Consider the following 18326-nt stretch of genomic DNA (forward strand, 5'->3'; position numbering starts at 1 on the left):
TGCCATGTCACTCGCCATCGCTACCGCTGCCGCTTCTGATGACACTGCCGCAAACAGGCAGCCAGACACCGCGGTCTACCGCGCCACCATCCCCGCCGGCGAACCCTGGCTGCTGGAGGTCAAGGCCGGCCAGACCTTGCGCATCCTCGACCTGGAGGGCAACCAGGCGATCGACACCCTGTTCTACAGCGTCGCCAACCCCAAGGAACGCTACGACGTGCAACGCACCTTGCGCCGGCAGAACAGCGTCTATCTAAGCACCGGCAGCGTGCTCTATTCCAACCTCGGCCACCCGATGCTGACCATTGTCGCCGACACCTGTGGCCGGCATGACACCCTCGGCGGTGCCTGCGCCCAGGAGAGCAACACCGTGCGTTACGCGCTGGAAAAACGCTACATGCACAGTTGTCGCGACAACTACCTGCGTGCCTGCGTCCACGACGGGCGACTGGGTAAGGGCGACATCGGACCGAACATCAACTTTTTCATGAACGTGCCGGTCACGGCAGAGGGTGGGTTGACCTTTGCAGACGGGATCTCGGCACCGGGTAAATACGTTGAGCTGCGGGCGGAGATGGACGTGATCGTGCTGATTTCCAATTGTCCGCAACTGAATAACCCGTGCAACGCCTACAACCCTACGCCGGCGGAGGTGTTGGTATGGAACTGAAATTGACGCGGTTGCGGCGGTGGTTGTTTGTCTTGTGCCAGGCCCGTTCCGGGCAGTGCCTCAAACAGTAAGAACACTACTGAACCCTGTGGGAGCGGGCTTGCCCGCGATAGCGGTGTGTCAGTCGACATCACTGTTAATGTGCCGACCCCTTCGCTGGCAAGCCAGCTCCTACAGGTCAGCGGTGGTTTCAAGATTAGTGATTCTGCCGCCGGGGACGACCCCGGCGCCCATCGAAAAACTGCGGGACGGCCCGCAACCCAGGTCGAGGCTGATGCGTTATCGCCTCCGGGGGTTTTGCCATGTTCGAAAAAGTCCTGATTGCCAACCGCGGCGCCATTGCCTGCCGCATCCTGCGTACCCTGCGCCAATTGCAGGTCCAGGGTGTCGCCGTCTACTCCGAAGCCGATGCCGCCAGCCTGCACATCCTGCAGGCCGACGAAGCCCACAGCCTGGGTGACGGCGCCGCGGCCGGCACCTATCTGATGGTCGACAAGCTGCTCGCCATCGCCAGATCCACCGGCGCCACGGCGATTCATCCCGGCTACGGTTTTCTCTCGGAAAACGCCGCGTTCGCCGAAGCCTGCGAAGCGGCCGGTATCGCCTTCATCGGCCCGACGCCGCAACAACTGCGCGTGTTTGGCCTGAAGCACACCGCCCGTGCCCTGGCCAGGCAACACGGGGTGCCGCTGCTCGAAGGCACCGAGCTGCTCGACAGCCTCGACGCCGCCCTGATTGCCGGAGAACAGGTCGGCTACCCGGTGATGCTCAAAAGCACCGCCGGTGGTGGCGGTATTGGCATGCGCGTATGCCGCAGCGCGGCGGAACTGATTGAATCCTTTGAAGCGGTCAAACGCCTCGGCCAGAACAATTTCAGCGATGCCGGGGTGTTCATCGAGAAGTACATCCAGCGTGCCCGGCATCTGGAAGTCCAGGTGTTCGGCGACGGCCACGGTGAAGTGATTGCCCTCGGCGTACGTGACTGCTCGGTACAACGCCGTAACCAGAAAGTCCTCGAAGAAACCCCGGCGCCGAACCTGCCCGACGGCATGGCCGAAGCGCTTTGCGCGGCGGCGATCAAACTGGCGCAAGCGGTGAACTACCGCAGCGCCGGGACTGTGGAATTCGTCTTCGACAGTGAAGACCAACGCTTCTACTTTCTGGAAGTGAACACCCGCTTGCAGGTGGAGCACGGCGTCACCGAGCAAGTGTGGGGGGTGGACCTGGTGCGCTGGATGGTGCAACTGGCGGCCGGTGATCTGCCACCGTTGAGCGAGTTGAGCCGAGGGTTGAAAGCTTGCGGTCATGCGATTCAGGCGCGGCTGTATGCCGAAGATCCAGGCCGGGATTTTCAACCGAGCCCCGGCCTGCTCACGGCCGTGGATTTCCCCGTCGCCGATGGCAAACATTTAAGGATCGACACCTGGGTCGAGGCCGGTTGCGAGATCCCGCCCTACTTCGATCCGATGATCGCCAAGGTCATCAGTTGGGCGCCGAGCCGCGAACAGGCCCGCGCCGATCTGCACCGGGCCTTGGGCGACAGCCTGCTCTACGGGGTGGAGACCAACCGCGATTACCTGCGCCAGATTCTGCTCGACGCCCCCTTCGCCAGCGGCCAGGCGTGGACCCGTTGCCTGGAAGGCCTGGTCTATCGGGCCAACACCTTCGAAGTGCTCAGCGCCGGCACCCAGACCAGCGTTCAGGACTATCCAGGCCGCCTCGGCTACTGGGCGGTGGGCGTGCCGCCGTCGGGGCCAATGGACAGCCGCGCGTTGCGCCTGGGCAACCTGTTGCTGGGCAACGACGAAGGGGCGGCAGCGCTGGAAATCACCATGAGCGGCCCGTTGCTGCGCTTCAATTGCGAGGCGGTGGTAGCGGTGACCGGGGCGGTGATTCCACTGACGTTGGACGGTGAAACCGTCGCCATGAATACGGCGTTGCGGATTCCGGCAGGCGCCACGTTAAGCCTCGGCACCATTGCCGGGGCTGGTGCCCGCAGCTATCTGTGCCTGCGCGGCGGTGTGCAAGTGCCGGATTATCTCGGCAGCAAAAGCACCTTCACCCTGGGTCAATTCGGTGGGCATGGTGGCCGAGCGTTGCGCGCCGGGGATGTGCTGCATGTACCGGCCTTGAATGACGTTGGCGCCGGGCAACAACTGACTGACGAGCAGGTCACCGAGTTGCCCGCCGTGCGACACATCCGGGTGATCTACGGCCCCCATGGCGCGCCGGAATACTTCACCGAAAACTACATCGCCACCTTCTTCGCCACCCAGTGGGAAGTGCATTTCAACTCCAGCCGTACCGGCGTGCGATTGATCGGGCCGAAGCCGGAATGGGTCCGCGCCGATGGTGGTGAGGCGGGTTTGCATCCGTCGAATATTCATGACAATCCGTACGCCATCGGCGCGGTGGATTTCACCGGAGACATGCCGGTGATCCTCGGCCCCGACGGCCCGAGCCTGGGTGGGTTCGTCTGCCCCGTGACAGTGATCGAGGCGGATCTTTGGCAGCTGGGCCAGCTCAAGGCGGGCGACAAGGTGCAGTTCCTCCCCGTCGACCTGAAGACCGCCCGCAACCTCGCCCTGAAATGGAATACCTGTAGGAGCTGGCTTGCCAGCGAAGAAGTTGACGCGGTGTCTGTCAGGGCCCCTTCGCTGGCAAGCCAGCTCCTACAGGGGGTTGTGTCGCCTGTGGTGTTGGATTTGGGTCAGGGGGATACACGGCTGGTAGCAAGGCTGTCCGGCGACACCCACCTGCTGCTGGAAATCGGCGCTCCGGAACTGGATCTGGTCCTGCGCTTCCGCGCCCACGCCCTGATGCAGGCGCTGGAAAGTAAAAACCTGCACGGCGTGATCGATCTGACCCCAGGCATCCGCTCACTGCAAGTGCACTACCAACCCGAACAACTGCCACTAACCGACCTGCTCGGCATCGTCGCCGGCGAATGGGACGCCGTTTGTGCCGCCAGGAACCTGCAAGTGCCCTCCCGTATCGTCCACCTGCCACTGTCCTGGGACGATCCGGCGTGTCAGTTGGCGATCGAAAAATACATGACCACCGTGCGCAAGGACGCGCCCTGGTGCCCAAGCAATCTGGAGTTCATCCGTCGCATCAACGACCTGCCGAACCTCGACGAAGTGCAGCGCACGGTGTTCGACGCCAGCTACCTGGTGATGGGCCTGGGGGACGTCTACCTCGGCGCACCGGTCGCTACCCCGCTCGACCCACGACATCGGCTGGTCACCACCAAGTACAACCCGGCCCGCACCTGGACCGCGGAAAACTCGGTGGGCATCGGTGGCGCCTACATGTGCGTGTACGGCATGGAAGGCCCGGGTGGGTATCAGTTCGTCGGTCGTACCTTGCAGATGTGGAATCGCTACCGTGAGGTCGCGGCGTTCGATGGCAAACCGTGGCTGCTGCGCTTCTTCGACCAGATTCGGTTTTATCCGGTGAGCGCCGATGAGCTGCTGCGCATTCGCCGGGATTTCCCCCTGGGGCGTTTCGATTTGAACATCGAGCACAGTCAGCTGAATCTGGCGGATTACCAGGCCTTCCTGAACAAAGAAGCCCAGACCATTGCCGCGTTTCGCGATCAGCAACAAGGCGCGTTCAACGCCGAGCGCGAGCGCTGGATCGCCAGCGGCCAGGCACATTTCGACAGCGAAGAACCGGCTCCGGAGGCCACCGCAGACGCACCGCTGGCCCATGGTCAACAGAGTGTCGACAGCCACATCGCCGGCAACCTCTGGCAGGTGCAGGTAGAGGCCGGCAGCCGGGTCGCCGCCGGTGATGTGCTGGTGATACTGGAGTCGATGAAAATGGAAATCCCCCTGCTCGCACCCATGGCCGGCGTGGTCCGGGAAATTCGCGTGCAGCCGGGGTCGCCCGTGCGCGCCGGCCAGCGCGTCGTGGTGCTGGAACTCGAGTGAACCCAATTCAACAAGGATTAAACGCCATGAACATCAATCTGCAACTCGACGCCATGCGTAGCGCCTACCGCGACGGCAGCATCACACCCCGGCAACTGCTGTTAAGCCTGCGCGATAAAGCCGCCGCGTTGAACCCGGACTATCACCTGTTCATCCACTTGCTCAGTGTCGAGGAACTGGAACCCTACCTCGCCGCCCTCGACGGTCGCGACCCGGACAGCCTGCCGCTGTACGGCGTGCCGTTCGCGATCAAGGACAACATCGACCTGGCGGGCATTGCGACCACGGCGGCGTGCCCGGCGTTTGCCTACGTGCCGCAGTATTCGGCGACCATCGTCGAGCAGCTGCTTGCCCTGGGCGCTATTCCGCTGGGCAAGACCAACCTCGATCAGTTCGCCACTGGCCTCAACGGCAGTCGCTCACCCTATGGCGCGTGCCCGAACAGCGTGTTGCCGGATTATCCCTCAGGCGGTTCCAGTGCCGGTTCTTCGCTGGCGGTGGCGTTGGGTGTCGCGAGCTTTTCGCTGGGCACGGACACGGCAGGTTCCGGGCGGGTGCCGGCGGCCTTGAATAATCTGCTCGGGTTGAAAGCGACCAAAGGGTTGATCTCCACGGCGGGCGTGGTGCCGGCCTGCCGCACGCTCGATTGCGTCACAACCTTCACCGCCACTGCCCGGGAAGCCAGCCAACTGCTGGCGCTCACCGCGCAACTCGATCCTCGGGATGAATACAGTCGTGGCAATCCGCTGTGGAATGACGGCTCGGCGTTCGGTACACCGCGTCCGTTCCGTTTCGGCGTGCCGCGCACCCAAGACCTGGAGTTCTTCGGTTGCCCTGAAGGTCCGTCGCTATTCGCCGATGCCGTCGATCAGCTCACCGCGTTGGGCGGTGAGGCGGTGGCGCTGGATTTGTCGCCGTTCCTGGAAGCGGCGCGACTGCTCTATGAAGGGCCTTGGGTGGCCGAGCGCTACAGCGTCGCCGGCGAGTTGATGGAGCAAAATCCCGAAGCCGTGCTGCCGGTGATTCGCGCGGTGCTGGCCAAGGCGCCAGCGGTGAGTGGCGTGCAAACTTTCCGTGCCCAGTATCGCCTGCAAGCCTTGAAGGCGCTGTGCGACCAGGCCCTGGACGGACTCGATTGCGTGCTCACGCCAACCATCGGCCGCCCGGTGACACTGGCGGAGCTGGCGGAAGAACCGGTACTGCGCAACTCGGAACTGGGCTACTACACCAACTTCATGAACCTGCTCGATTACGCCGCCGTCGCCGTGCCCGCCGGCTTCATGAGCAACGGCCTGCCGTGGGGCGTGACACTGTTTGGCCGGGCGTTCACCGATCAGTATTTGTTGAGTGTGGCGGATGCGTTGCAACGTCGGCAAGGTTTGGCGAGCTCTGCACCCACCACAGTCGCGCGCAATGATCGTGCGCGGTTGGTGGTGTGCGGTGCGCACCTGGACGGGTTGGCGCTGAACTGGCAACTGAAGCGGCGCGGGGCGCGGTTGATCGAGACGACGTTCAGCTCACCTGACTACCAGCTGTATGCATTGGCCGGCGGCCCACCCCTGCGCCCGGGGATGGTTCGGGTGAAGGAAGGTGGTGTCGCAATCGCCGTGGAGGTCTGGGAACTGCCGAGCAGTGAGCTGGGTTCGTTCCTGACCGGGATTCCGGCACCGCTGGGATTGGGCAAGGTGCAGCTGGCGGATGGGCGGTGGGAGAGCGGGTTTATCTGCGAGGCGTATGGGTTGGAGGGGGCGGTGGATATCAGTCATCTGGGCGGGTGGCGGGCGTATCTGAAAGATCGGCGCTGATCTTACGATTCGCTGGCAAGCCAGCTCCTACAGGTGTACTCAAAACCCTGTAGAAGCCGGCTTGCTGGCGAACCAGGCGATGCGGTGTGTCAGGCATGCCCCCTTCGCTGCGGTGCGGCGATCCGACAAGCCAGCTCCTACAGGTATCTCGCAGGACCCTGTAGGAGCTGGCTTGCCAGCGAAGGGGCCAGCCCAGGCGCCACCGTCCGTGATCCATACCGATTCACCCCACAAATCCCGCAGTTATTTCCCCGCACTGCAACTAGAATGCTTGGCATCGGATTACTGCAACGGAATCGCCATGCCGCTTCGCTCGCCGCTGTATTCGCAACGTTCGTTGGTGCTCACGCTGATCGCGGTGCTGGGCGTGGGGTTCCTGGCCACGTCCCTGCTCAGCTACTACGCCTCGCGGGCGTCGATCCGCGACAATATCGTCAATACCGAATTGCCGCTGACCTCGGACACGGTCTACTCGGAAATCCAGAAAGACCTGGTCAGACCGATCCTGATTTCCTCGATGATGTCCCGCGACACCTTCATGCGTGACTGGGTGGTCAACGGCGAAAACGATTCCGGGCAGATGACCCGCTACCTCGACGAGGTCATGACCCACTACGGCGCCTACACCGCGTTTTTCGTCTCCAACGGCACGCTGACCTACTACCACGCCAAAGGCGTGCTCAAGCAGGTCAAGGTCGATGAGCCCCGAGACGCCTGGTACTTTCGCGTACGCGACATGGCCGATCCCTACGAGATCAATGTCGACCCGGACCTGGCCAACAAGGACAACCTGACCTTCTTCATCAACTACAAGGTCTACGACTACGACAACCGCTTCATCGGCGCGGCGGGAGTCGGCCTGACGGTCGATGCGGTGATCAAGCTGATCGACAAATACCAGCAGCGCTACCAGCGCAGCGTGTATTTCGTCGACACCTTCGGGCGCCTGGTGCTCACCGGTGCCGAAGGTGGCCCGCAAGGCGCCCAGGTCGGACAGACCCTCGGCGAACTCGACAGCATGAAAAGCCTGGTCAGCCAACTGCCCAACCCCCACAGCGGCAGCTACGAGTATTCTGTCCAGGGCCAGGGCCACTTCCTCAACGTTCGCTTCATTCCGGAGCTGAACTGGTACCTGTTCGTCGACAAGCGCGAAGATGGCGCCCTTAGCGAGATCCGCCAGTCGCTGTACCTCAACCTGCTGATCTGCCTGATCGTCACCCTGATCGTGCTGGCCCTGCTCAACCGGGTGATCAAGCGCTATCAGGGCAAAATCCAGACTCAGGCAACCCTCGACAGCCTGACTGAACTGCCCAACCGGCGCGGTTTCGACCTGCTGGCCGCGCAAGCCATGCACGAAGCCCAGCGCGAGCCAAGGCCGCTGACCGCGCTGCTGCTGGACCTGGACCACTTCAAGGCGCTGAACGACACCCACGGTCACCTCGCCGGCGATCAGGTGCTGATTGGCTTCGCACGGGACCTCGAGAGCTGCCTGCGGCACTCCGACATCGTCTGCCGCTGGGGCGGTGAAGAGTTCATCGTGCTGCTCAAGGACACCGACGGCGACACCGCAAAGATGATCGCAGAGAAAATTCGCCGACATGTCGAAAAGCAGCGTTATGCCTACCATGGCAAGCAACTGCAAGTGACGGTCAGTATCGGCCTGACCACCCTGCAAGCGGATGACACCTTGCACACACTACTGTCCCGGGCCGACCAAGCGATGTATCGTGCCAAGCATTCCGGGCGCAACCGCACCTGCGTGGAAATGCCTCACTCCAGTTATGCATAGTCCTACATGAACAAGCCAGAATTCTGCCCGGCCTGCGGCGCCTCCAACGACTGCACCCTGGCCGACCCTCGAACCGCCGATCGGGCCTGCTGGTGCTACGGCGTCAGCATCGACCCGGCGGTGCTCGAAGCACTGCCGCCGGAACTGCGCGACACATCCTGCCTGTGCCCGCGCTGCGCCCAGGTCGAGGCGCAGTTGTAAGCAACCGCGCGGCCAATCGCGTAAGATGCGCACCCCATTCCCCCCACCGATCTCCTGTCATGCGCGTTGACCGTTTCCTCAGCAACCTGCCCCGCTTCAACCGTCAGCAGGTGCGCCTGTTGCTGGTGGAAAAGCGCGTCAGGATCGACGGCAACATCGTCAGCGACACCCACGCCGAGGTCTCGGTGTTCAGTCGCGTCGAGGTCGACGAGGACGTACTGCAAGTCGGCAAGCCCGCCCGCTACTTCATGCTGCACAAGCCGGCCGGCTGCGTCAGCGCCACCCGCGACCCGGAACACCCGACCGTACTCGACCTGATCCATGAACCGGACAAGGACGAGCTGCACATCGCCGGGCGCCTGGATTACAACACCACCGGCCTGATGCTGATCACCAACGACGGCAGCTGGTCACGACGCCTGACCCAACCGCAGACCAAACTGCCCAAGGTCTATTACGTCGAGACTGAACAGGACATCGGTCCCGACTACGCAATCACCTTCACCGAAGGCCTGTACTTCGCGTTCGAAGACCTCGTCACCCAACCCGCCGACCTGGTGGTGCTCGGGCCGAAATCGGCGCGTCTGAGCATCGTCGAAGGCCGGTATCACCAGGTGAAGCGGATGTTCGGCCACTTCGACAACAAAGTGTTGCGCCTGCACCGCGAACGCATGGGGCCGCTGGCGCTCGACACTGCCCTAAAACCGGGCGAGTACCGCGCGTTGTGCACCGAAGAGATCCTTTTGTTCTAAGCAGACGACCGCTCAGCAGAAGTTGTCGAACAATTTACGAATGATACTTGCGCGCAGACGTGACCCCTGCTTGAATCAGGACGTCGGCCGAAATGTGACCGACGAGTCACAACATACTTCTAAGAAACTTTTTGCCGGTAGAGAACCCTCAGGTTCCGCTGTCCCCCGGCAGACTGCCCGCCAATAACAATACCCGTCGACCGGACTGCATTGGATCGACATGGGCTCCAGAATTCCAGGCGTATGCCTACCTGTCATAAAGCTCGTGCAATCTCAGTTGCGCGCATACCCGCTTGCTTGGAGTCTGATGACATGAGGCCAGAAATCGCTGTGCTGGATATACAGGGTCAGTATCGGGTTTACACGGAGTTCTATCGCGCAGACGCCGCAGAGAAGACCATTATCCTGGTCAACGGCTCGCTGGCCACGACTGCGTCGTTTGCACAAACCGTGAAAAACCTTCACCCGCAGTTCAACGTGGTCTGCTACGACCAGCCCTACGCGGGCAAGTCAAAAGCCCACAACCTGCATGAGCAATCGCTGACCAAGGAAATCGAAGGGCAGATCCTCCTGGAGCTGATCGATCACTTCGCCGCCGAACACGTGATGTCGTTTTCCTGGGGTGGCGCCGCAACCCTGGTCGCCCTGGCCCAACGGCCAAGGCGCATCGAAAAAGCCGTGATCAGCTCGTTCTCGCCGGAGATCAACTCGCACATGCTCGACTACCTCGAGCGCGGGATCGATTACCTCGGCAGCCGGGACGGCGACCGGGTCGGCAACCTGGTGAACAGCACCATCGGCAAACACCTGCCGACCCTGTTCAAGCGCTTCAACTACCGGCACGTCAGCACCCTGGCCGAGCATGAATACGGGCAGATGCACTTCCACATCAGCGACCTGCTGCACAGCGATCGCCAGTGCTTTTTCAAAGCGGCTGAAAAGATCAACGTACCTGTGCTGTTCATGAACGGCGAATGGGACGAATACACCGCCGCCGAGGGCGCCCGGTTATTCGCCAACCACGTGCAAGACGCCACCTTCAGCACCCTGCAGGCCACCGGCCACTTTCTCGACATGGAACACAAAGCCGCCTGCCGAGACAGCCGCAACGCACTGCTGGGCTTCCTGAAACCGGCGCCACAGTCGAGCCGACCGCGGTACCACTACGTCCAGGACCAACATGCACTGTCCATCTGAAAAAGCGTCATCGCGAGCAAGCTTCGCCCTACGTTAAACGCCCCCCCCTGTAGGAGCGAGGCTTGCCCGCGAACGACCGCCACACGGTCCCTGTTTTTGCTTTATCCGCTGCTAAATGCAACGCGCACAAAGAAAAACTTCAAATTCACGCGCACATCTGGTACAAAGTCAGCCGCTCTGAGCGGGTGTCGTATAATGGCATTACTCCAGCTTCCCAAGCTGATAACGAGGGTTCGATTCCCTTCACCCGCTCCACTATTTTCAAGGCCTCCAGCGGTGCATGTACATGACTGCAATCAGTTGGGGGACGTTTTGGGGTCCGTTTGTGCATTTGCATGCACAAACAAATAGATGGACCTTCGCCAGCACCCATCCCCTAGGTGCTTCAGGCTTTTCATATTGCCCTATCGGAAAAAGGTCAAGACGGTTGGTTTTTTGCTGATCGCCCTATTTCGGTAACCCGCTTACGTCGCTCGTCCTCCAAACGCCACCATCCCATCAGTATTACTTACGGATAACAACGTACGATTTACGCAGGTCGCTGGCCCAACCATCGAGCACCGCCTTGACGTTATTGGCGGTCATGACCTGCGTGTCGTTGTCCAGTGGCACTCCCGTGCCCTTGCGGACAACTTCGGCAACGACAACTCCGGTTGCACCATCCTCGAATTGCACTTCGGTAGCGATTTCACTGTCTTGGTCGCGGATACCGGCAGCGGTGCTCACACCGGCCGCAACCAACGTGACCGGTAGCCATTCATAAAACCGCAGGCCCTGGGTACTGGTTGCGATCCGGGTAATGGCAGGCTTCACAATCAGCGTGTTCGGACCAGGTTCCGAAACCAGGGGCACCACCTTTCCCAGTTCGCGCCTGAGGGCTTTATCGTAATATTCGGTCACGTTGGAGAAGGTACTTTGTGGAATCCGTTCAGTCGGCTCAGACCTCGGGTAAAACTGACTGGGCTCCAGATAGACTTGCTTGTAACGGCCACTCGTCACTGCAGGACTGACCCAGCTCAGGACGCTCTGACCTGAAGGCGCCTGCCGCTCCGTCAGCACGCTGTAGTCGTGTAGAAACCCCGTATACATCTCGGGTGCGACTTTTTTGCTACTGCATGCCGACAGGCTCAGGGTGGCTGCTAACAACAGCGATAGTGAAAAATGGCTTCTCATCAGTGCGAGTCCTTGTTCTGCTCTATGGCCCGCGCGTTTCAGGCGTGGACGTGGGTCCGCGGGGTATTTTCCGAGCACTCGATGCGCAACTGGCCATGAGTCATGATCCAGTGGATGAATTCGGCAGTCGGAATCGAGTGGATGTATTCCACCCAATGGGCGCAGGACGGGCTGTAATGTTCGAAGTAGCGGCGCATGACGATCTGACTCCGGTCGTTTGCCATCCCCAGGCACGTCTCCTGGAAAAGGATCGGCGTATCGTGCCCCGGTGCCGTGGTGCGCTGGGTCAGGATCAAGGGACGTACGGTGTCGTCTCCCTCGGTGGTATACCTGTTGCTCAAAACCTTCATGAAAGCCCCCTGGAATGGAATCCGCGCAGGGTGCACGAGGTTTTTTGCCGGACGATGTCCGACTAATGTCCGCAGGGAAGAAATGTTGCGCGATTGAAATAAATGACCCGGACATCGAAATGGTTTTAGATGCCTTCTTTTTGGTCCATGGGTCCTGTAGCCGTGAGCAGACTGCTGATCGTCGACGACGACGTGGAAATTCTGTCCTTGCTGAAAAAGTTCTTCGTTCAGCATTCCTATGAGGTGGAGGTGGCTCCTGATGGCGAGGCCATGTGGGCGGCGATAGCTCAGAGTCGACCGAACACCATCATCCTCGACCTGATGCTGCCCGGCGAAAGTGGCCTGAGCCTGTGCCAGAAAGTGCGAGCCCAGACGGGGATCCCGATCATCATGCTGACGGCCATGGCCGAGCTGAGCGATCGCATTGTCGGCCTGGAACTGGGTGCGGACGACTATCTGACCAAGCCCTTCGCCCCCCAGGAATTGCTCGCCCGCGTACGCGCCGTGCAACGTCGCGCAGGTGAACAAGAAAGTCGCGGCGGCGAGCAGCTGCGACCGGTCATCGGCTTCGCAGGTTGGCACCTGGATATCACCTGCCGCGAGCTGCGCTCGCCCGAGAACGTGATGATTCCGCTGTCCGGTGGAGAGTTCGACTTGCTCGTGGTCTTCCTTGAGCATCCCCAGCGCATCCTCACGCGTGAGCAACTGATCGACCTGACGCACGGCCAGGGCCACGAGGCCTTCGATCGCAGCATCGATGTGCAGGTCAGCCGGTTGCGGCGCAAGATCGAACCCGACAGCAAGCGCCCGGACCTGATCCGTACCGTACGCAATGGAGGCTATATGTTCACCGCCAAGGTCACCCGTTTGTGATCTGCCGGATCTTGCGCCGCGACACCCTCAGCCGCCGGATTGCCCTGACCATCTTCGCGGCGATGCTGGCCTCGCTGACCCTCAATGCCCTGTTCGTTCAGGTCGCGGGCATCTGGGCCCGTCCGCCTATCGAGCGTACTGGCCTGCTAGAGCAGATCGCCATGACCACGCGAGTGATCGAGGCTGCGCCTGCTCAGTTGCGCCCGCAGCTGGCGGTCGCAGCCAGCAATCCCATGCTCGAAGTGTCGTGGAGAGCCCATCGAGTCAACTTCAGTCTGCCCGCGAGCGGTGCACAGGTCGAAACCGGCAAGGTGCCGGTGTTGCAGCAATTACTGGGTGATGACCGAGAGATCGAAGTGTTACATCCCGGCGACTGGCCGGATGACAGTCCCGAGGCGCGTTATGTTGCACTCGTGCATCTCGTCGATGGCAGCTGGTTGTCATTCACGCCCCCCGAACGAAGCTGGGGCCTGGACGCAAGCGTGCGGATCGCGGTGATCATCGCGCTGGGACTGGTCGCAACCTTGATGGTCGCCTGGATTGCCACGCGCCAACTGGCCAATCCATTACAGCGCTTCGCCAGCGCCGCGAGGCGCTTCGGCGGGGACCTGAGTGCACCGCCAATTGAAATCGAAGGCCCCCAGGAGATACGTCAAGCAATCATCGCCTTCAACACCATGCAGGCGCAGATTCAGCATTTCATCGGTGAACGCACGCACATGCTTGCGGCCATTTCCCATGACTTGCGCGCCCCCCTGACACGGATGCGGTTGCGCAGCGAATTCATGGAAGATCTGGACCTTCAGCGCAAAATGATTCGCGATGTCGAAGAGATGCAATCGATGATCAACTCCGCTCTGGCTTTTTTTCGCGAAGACACTCATCTGGAGCAATCCACCGCGTTCGATCTGTCGGAGTTGCTACAAACCATCATCGATGACTACCGCGACCAGGACATCTCCATCGACTTCACCGGCCCCGCGCACCTGGTGTATGACGGCCGACCACTGGGCATCAAGCGTGTGATCGTCAACCTGCTGGAAAACGCCGTGAAGTATGGGCAGAACCCACGCACAGCGCTGAGTTGTGACGACCATTCGATCCGCATCGAGGTCAGCGACGACGGGCCAGGTATTCCCGAAGCGGCGCTGCAACGGGTATTCGATCCGTTCTTTCGACTCGAGACCTCGCGCAACCGTGACACCGGCGGGGTCGGGCTTGGGCTCTCGGCTGCGCGAGCGATCGTTCGAGAACAGGGCGGGGAACTCACCTTGAGCAATCGCAGCGATGCAGGGTTGGTGGCGCGGGTTGAGTTACCCCGTCACGATCATGGTCTGTTCAAATAGTCAGGGGGCCCCTGGGCGGTAGCAACTACGCTGAAGTCTGTTAGCGTTTTTCTTCTAAATCACCTTTCCAGTATCAAATTTCAACCAGCATTAACATTTTACCGCCTACGAAAATTAACGTTTTCGCATAAGATCGACGTTCTGGTAACGTTTTTCTTGCCCCAATAAAGGATTTCGTCAATGCAAGTCGGTTTCAAGACCCTCGCCTGCCGTCACGGCATTGAACTGGCACAGCCTCTGCGCATCGACTCGATGATTGGAACAGTCCGTGTCAGCCGCGAAAGTGGCGGGAGTGTGGAAAACCGTTATCCACAAAGATACCGGCCCGCGGACGATTTCGCAGGACATTTTGAATTCGGCCTCAAATACGAAGAGATTCATCTCGAGTTTTTCGCTCGCCTGTTTGCGGCCATAGGCTCGCAGCCTATCGAAGACTGGTGTCGACGGGAGCCTTTCGGCCAGTATTCCCGTCGCACAGGATTTCTCTACGAATGGCTGACAGGGGAACGCCTGGATGTGCCTGACGTGACCAATGGCCGCTATGTTGATGCAGTTTCGCCACAAGATTACCTGACGCGTCGCGAGGCACTGCGAACGCGGCGCTGGCGCGTCAATAACAATCTGCCGGGGACGGCTGACTTCTGCCCCTTGGTTCGTCGTACCCCGTCAGTACAGGAAGCTCTGAAATTCGATTTGCGCGCGGCATTAGAAGAATTGGATCACGCCTATGGCCCCGACATCCTGATGCGTACGGCCAGTTGGCTGACATTCAAGGAATCGCGCGCGAGCTTTCTCATCGAAAAGGAAGCCGACCAGGCCGATCGCATCCAGCGGTTTGCCCATGTCATTGCCCAGCACTGCGGTCATATCAAAAACCCGTTGAGCAACGACAGCCTGCAATCCCTGCAAGCCGGCATTCTGGGGAGTGATGCCATCGGACTGGGCTTGCGCCGCTCTCCTGTGTTTGTGGGTCAGGCCACAATGCGCGAGGACATCGTGCATTACATTGCCCCCCATTTCGCAGATCTCGCGCAGCTATTGGCAGGACTCAACGAGTTTGAAGTCGCAACACGTGGTACGGAATCACTGGCACGTGCCGCTGTGTTGGCATTTGGCTTTGTGTATATCCATCCCATGCGCGATGGCAATGGCCGGATTCATCGCTTCCTGATCAACGACACCTTGATTCGGGATAAGGCCGTGCCCGACGGCGTGATACTGCCCGTATCAGCCACCATCACCAGTTCGATCGACTTCAGGGCCGGCTACGATCGTACACTCGAAGTGTTCTCGCGACCGTTCATGCGACGTTACGCGACGGACTATCGGTTCGGCGAGCTCGTGACCTACGAGGACGGTACCCCCAGCAACTTCATCTTCGATGAATACAAGGACGCCTGCTTTGCCTGGCGGTATCCCGATCTGACCGAACACGTCCTGTACACCGCACGCGTCGTCGAGCACACGATTCGAAAGGAAATGGCGGATGAAGCCCGAGTACTGGTGATCTTTCAGCGAGCTCAGGAGCAGCTAAAAGAGGTACTGGAAATGCCAGACCAGGATGCGAACCGCATCATACGGTCCATCAAGGAGAACGGCTGGACGGTGTCCGGCAAGCTAAAAAAAGGGTATCCGCAGTTTGAAGATGAGGCCATGGCGAAACGCGTCGTGGAGGCCGTGCGTTCCGCGTTCGAGGATCGGGAGATAGGGGCTGGGGAAGAGTGATTTTCGGCGAATCCGGATAAAGTGCTCTCGAGCCCCCCGCCCTGCCCGCGCTCTCGGCGAAGCGAAGAACCTGACGCTTCCATCTGCCGATACGTGCGGGAGCGGATCAGCGCGAAGATGCCGCCAGATCCTCTTCGACGAAGCGCAGCATTGCCTCCGCCAGCGCCTCGCGCGGGTAGGCATTCTGTGTCACCAATAGTGAACCGAGGGTCGAATGCGATCGGGCGATCGGCACTGCCAGTGCCCAATGATCGGCGTTGATATAGCCCATCAGGCGGCTGCCGGGCACTACCTGATCGTAGAAGATCACTTGGCTGTCGTTGCGGGCATCGATGCGCGCCAGCTTGTTGTAACTCGATTTCAGCACGGCCGAGATGTGATCCGGCTGCGGGAAGGTCACGAGCGAATAGTAGTTCAGTTCGGACGGCAGCCGGTTCTGCGCCAGCCAGTTCTTGCGCGTTGCCGGTCGAAGGCTGTTGATCGCGCCACCGTCGCCCGAATCGCAGGTCGCACCGGGAAAGTGCCGCAATAGGTCCGCCTGGTACTGCTCGGCATCGTTGGCCAGCGCCGAGCCGCCGACCGAGCCGGCTGCGCTGATCACTGCCGCCACGCGGCCGCGGATTTGCGGGTAAGCGACCATCGCTTCGAGAATGTCGGGCGCGCCCTTCGAATAGCCGATCAGGACGAGGCGCGACGGTCCGGCGCCGGCTGGCATCGCCATGATCGCGTCGCGTATTTGCCGAGCGTTGTTTGCGGAACTCGATAAGGCGTCGACCTTGATCTGCACCAGGTCATATCCGAACTGGCGCAGATGAACCGCTACGCTGCCGGGCGCTTGCAGCCATTGCTCGAAGCATTCGTAGCCGACGCCGGCCACCATAACGCCGATCAGACGGCGTTTCGATTGACCGAGATCGACGGGTTTGCCGGTGCCAGCCGGTTCGCTACCGACGCGCGTCAGTGCCTCCTCGCAAGGGCGGCTATCGGGCAGAACGCTTGCTCGGGTGTCGAGGATCGAGCAGAAAATCTCGCGAAAGCGCGCCCGCTGGTCCTGCACGCCGGCCTGCGACGCAGGGACCAGCACCAGCGGCGGTGTGTCCGTCGAGTAGGCAATCAGCGGCGCGGGTGTGCAGGCGGTGAGCGCATGGCAGCCAGCGATCATCAGCCATGCCATGCCAGCGCTGCACAACAATGGGTGGGTGCTGCACAAACGGCCGGCCGAGTCATCCGGCCTGCCGAACAAGTCACTTGCGGGCATCGTCGACCTCCTTTTGTGCAGGCGAGTCGCGCCGGTCCAGATACGGTTCCCAATCGAGCAGCTCCACCTCCGACAGGCTGAGCGGCCGCGTCGCAAAGAACATGACCGCACGCAGACCGTCGCTGAAGTAATGGGCGCCGCTGAACGTCGTTCGCGAGTGTGCCTGGGACGCGGGACCGACGCCGGTGACGAACCCGAGCTTGTCCAGACCGGCCGAATACATCATGTCCTGGATCAGGAGGTTTCTCGCCTCATCGACATCTTCATGCAAGACGAGGTTTTGCGAATCGCGCGGTGCAAAGCGTCCGCCGGTCGGTCTTGCGACCTGCGCGAGATAGACCGAGTGACCTTCGAAGCGCATTGGCGTATTCCACACGCGCACCCAGGTCGCCGGCGCTCCGGCTTGCGATCGCTTGCGAACCACGGCATCGGGCATGCGGCCGAACACACGTTCAGCCGCATCCGCGGGGTTCGCGGCACGCCGGTAGCCGCGACGCACAAATGCGGCGGCGATATCGGCGAACTCGCCGACGAGAATGGCATTGATCGGATCGCCGGGCACCCTGCCGTTCGCGTCAGTGGCGCAGCAGGGAAGGCGCTCCAACGCGGAACGCAACGCGGCCAGATCGTCATAGTCCTTGATCTCGGATCCCTGATGCTGGAACAAGCCTTCGGCAAACCATTTTTCCCCGGCATCGTCCGGCACCCGCAAGAAGAGGGAGAACGGGATCAGCGTCTTTCTCTGCAGCAGATCGATATTCAGCAGCCGCGTGACGCGCTCCGGGTTGATGAACAGCACGCCCGCTTTCGTTTCGCCTGGCAGGACGGGATTCTTGAACCCCAGTTGGTCCAGGTGTGCATTGATGCGCGCGTTCGCTGCCGGGGCGAATATCCCGTGCATGGACCAGGCGACTTCGAGGGGCGAGAAATAGTCGGGATCGGTGCCCGGTTGCAGCAACAAGAGTGGATCGGCAGTCTGGTTCTGGACTTCGACCCACACGGGCTGCACGCGTGTCTTGTCCAACTCCACACCCAGCATGCGCTGCCTGTCTTCGGCACTGAGCACGGCGGCGCTGACGCGCACCTGGTGCCTGGTGGCCGTCTGCGCACGTTCACGCAACTCGGTAGTACTGTAATCGGCGGGTGCCTGCCAGGTCGTACAAGCAACGACGAGCGCCAGAATCGCTGCACAACCCAGGGTGCACAAGCCGCGCATTGCACACCGCAGAGCCCCCCTGGCGCGTGGCGCCCA

14 protein-coding genes and 1 tRNA gene are annotated in these 18326 nt (G+C 61.1%); 11 read left to right on the top strand and 4 right to left on the bottom strand.

Annotated elements, in window-relative coordinates:
* Nucleotides 1-4: 4 nt before the first annotated feature.
* The 8 genes from F8N96_RS12250 to F8N96_RS12285 all read left to right on the top strand — a co-directional run bounded on the left by F8N96_RS12250 (nt 5) and on the right by F8N96_RS12285 (nt 10604).
* Nucleotides 5-670 carry an urea amidolyase associated protein UAAP2 gene (locus F8N96_RS12250; protein ID WP_150798028.1) on the top strand — a complete coding sequence of 222 codons (666 nt, stop codon included), beginning with the start codon at nt 5-7 and terminating at the stop codon, nt 668-670.
* 302 nt (nt 671-972) lie between these two features.
* Nucleotides 973-4605 carry an urea carboxylase gene (gene uca / locus F8N96_RS12255; protein WP_150798029.1) on the top strand — a complete coding sequence of 1211 codons (3633 nt, stop codon included), beginning with the start codon at nt 973-975 and terminating at the stop codon, nt 4603-4605.
* 26 nt (nt 4606-4631) lie between these two features.
* Complete coding sequence (gene atzF / locus F8N96_RS12260; RefSeq protein WP_150798030.1) at nt 4632-6410, top strand: allophanate hydrolase; 1779 nt, start codon at nt 4632-4634, stop codon at nt 6408-6410.
* Between the two features lie 301 nt (nt 6411-6711).
* A complete protein-coding gene (locus F8N96_RS12265; RefSeq protein WP_150798031.1) occupies nt 6712-8199 on the top strand; it encodes a sensor domain-containing diguanylate cyclase in 1488 nt (495 codons plus the stop codon).
* 6 nt (nt 8200-8205) lie between these two features.
* On the top strand, nt 8206-8400 hold the full coding sequence (locus tag F8N96_RS12270) for a cysteine-rich CWC family protein (protein ID WP_064679277.1): 195 nt from the start codon (nt 8206-8208) through the stop codon (nt 8398-8400).
* A gap of 59 nt (nt 8401-8459) precedes the next feature.
* Complete coding sequence (locus F8N96_RS12275) at nt 8460-9152, top strand: pseudouridine synthase (RefSeq protein ID WP_150798032.1); 693 nt, start codon at nt 8460-8462, stop codon at nt 9150-9152.
* Between the two features lie 312 nt (nt 9153-9464).
* Nucleotides 9465-10349 carry an alpha/beta fold hydrolase gene (locus F8N96_RS12280; protein ID WP_150798033.1) on the top strand — a complete coding sequence of 295 codons (885 nt, stop codon included), beginning with the start codon at nt 9465-9467 and terminating at the stop codon, nt 10347-10349.
* Between the two features lie 181 nt (nt 10350-10530).
* Nucleotides 10531-10604: transfer RNA gene (locus tag F8N96_RS12285), tRNA-Gly, on the top strand.
* A 249-nt stretch (nt 10605-10853) separates the two neighbouring features.
* On the opposite strand, the gene F8N96_RS12290 is transcribed toward F8N96_RS12285, so the two are convergent.
* Nucleotides 10854-11522: a DUF3313 domain-containing protein gene (locus F8N96_RS12290; RefSeq protein ID WP_191635346.1), complete on the bottom strand. Its 669-nt coding sequence runs from the start codon at nt 11520-11522 to the stop codon at nt 10854-10856.
* 38 nt (nt 11523-11560) lie between these two features.
* Nucleotides 11561-11872 carry a hypothetical protein gene (locus F8N96_RS12295; RefSeq protein ID WP_150798034.1) on the bottom strand — a complete coding sequence of 104 codons (312 nt, stop codon included), beginning with the start codon at nt 11870-11872 and terminating at the stop codon, nt 11561-11563.
* Between the two features lie 147 nt (nt 11873-12019).
* Between F8N96_RS12295 and F8N96_RS12300 the strand changes: the two genes are divergently transcribed.
* From F8N96_RS12300 to F8N96_RS12310, 3 genes are all read left to right on the top strand, one after another.
* Nucleotides 12020-12745 (top strand): response regulator, encoded by a 726-nt coding sequence (locus F8N96_RS12300; RefSeq protein ID WP_150798226.1) that lies wholly within the window; start codon nt 12020-12022, stop codon nt 12743-12745.
* Entirely contained in the window at nt 12742-14091 is a 1350-nt protein-coding gene (locus F8N96_RS12305) for an ATP-binding protein (RefSeq protein ID WP_150798035.1), read from the top strand. Before F8N96_RS12300 ends, F8N96_RS12305 begins: the two co-directional genes overlap by 4 nt.
* A 180-nt stretch (nt 14092-14271) precedes the next feature.
* The gene (locus tag F8N96_RS12310) at nt 14272-15816 is read left to right on the top strand and encodes a Fic family protein (RefSeq protein ID WP_150798036.1); all 1545 of its coding nucleotides are present in this window, start codon (nt 14272-14274) and stop codon (nt 15814-15816) included.
* Nucleotides 15817-15922: 106 nt separating this feature from the next.
* Here the strand turns inward: F8N96_RS12310 and F8N96_RS12315 are convergent, their stop codons facing one another.
* Nucleotides 15923-17074, bottom strand: coding sequence for a hypothetical protein (locus F8N96_RS12315; protein ID WP_224789423.1), 1152 nt, complete (start codon nt 17072-17074; stop codon nt 15923-15925).
* Nucleotides 17061-18290, bottom strand: a complete 1230-nt coding sequence (locus tag F8N96_RS12320) for an LssY C-terminal domain-containing protein (protein WP_150798037.1) — start codon at nt 18288-18290, stop codon at nt 17061-17063. The genes F8N96_RS12315 and F8N96_RS12320 overlap by 14 nt, the downstream gene beginning before the upstream one ends.
* Nucleotides 18291-18326 lie beyond the last annotated feature (36 nt).

The sequence above is a fragment of the Pseudomonas fluorescens genome, from assembly GCF_902497855.1.
Taxonomy (GTDB): domain Bacteria; phylum Pseudomonadota; class Gammaproteobacteria; order Pseudomonadales; family Pseudomonadaceae; genus Aquipseudomonas; species Aquipseudomonas fluorescens_BI.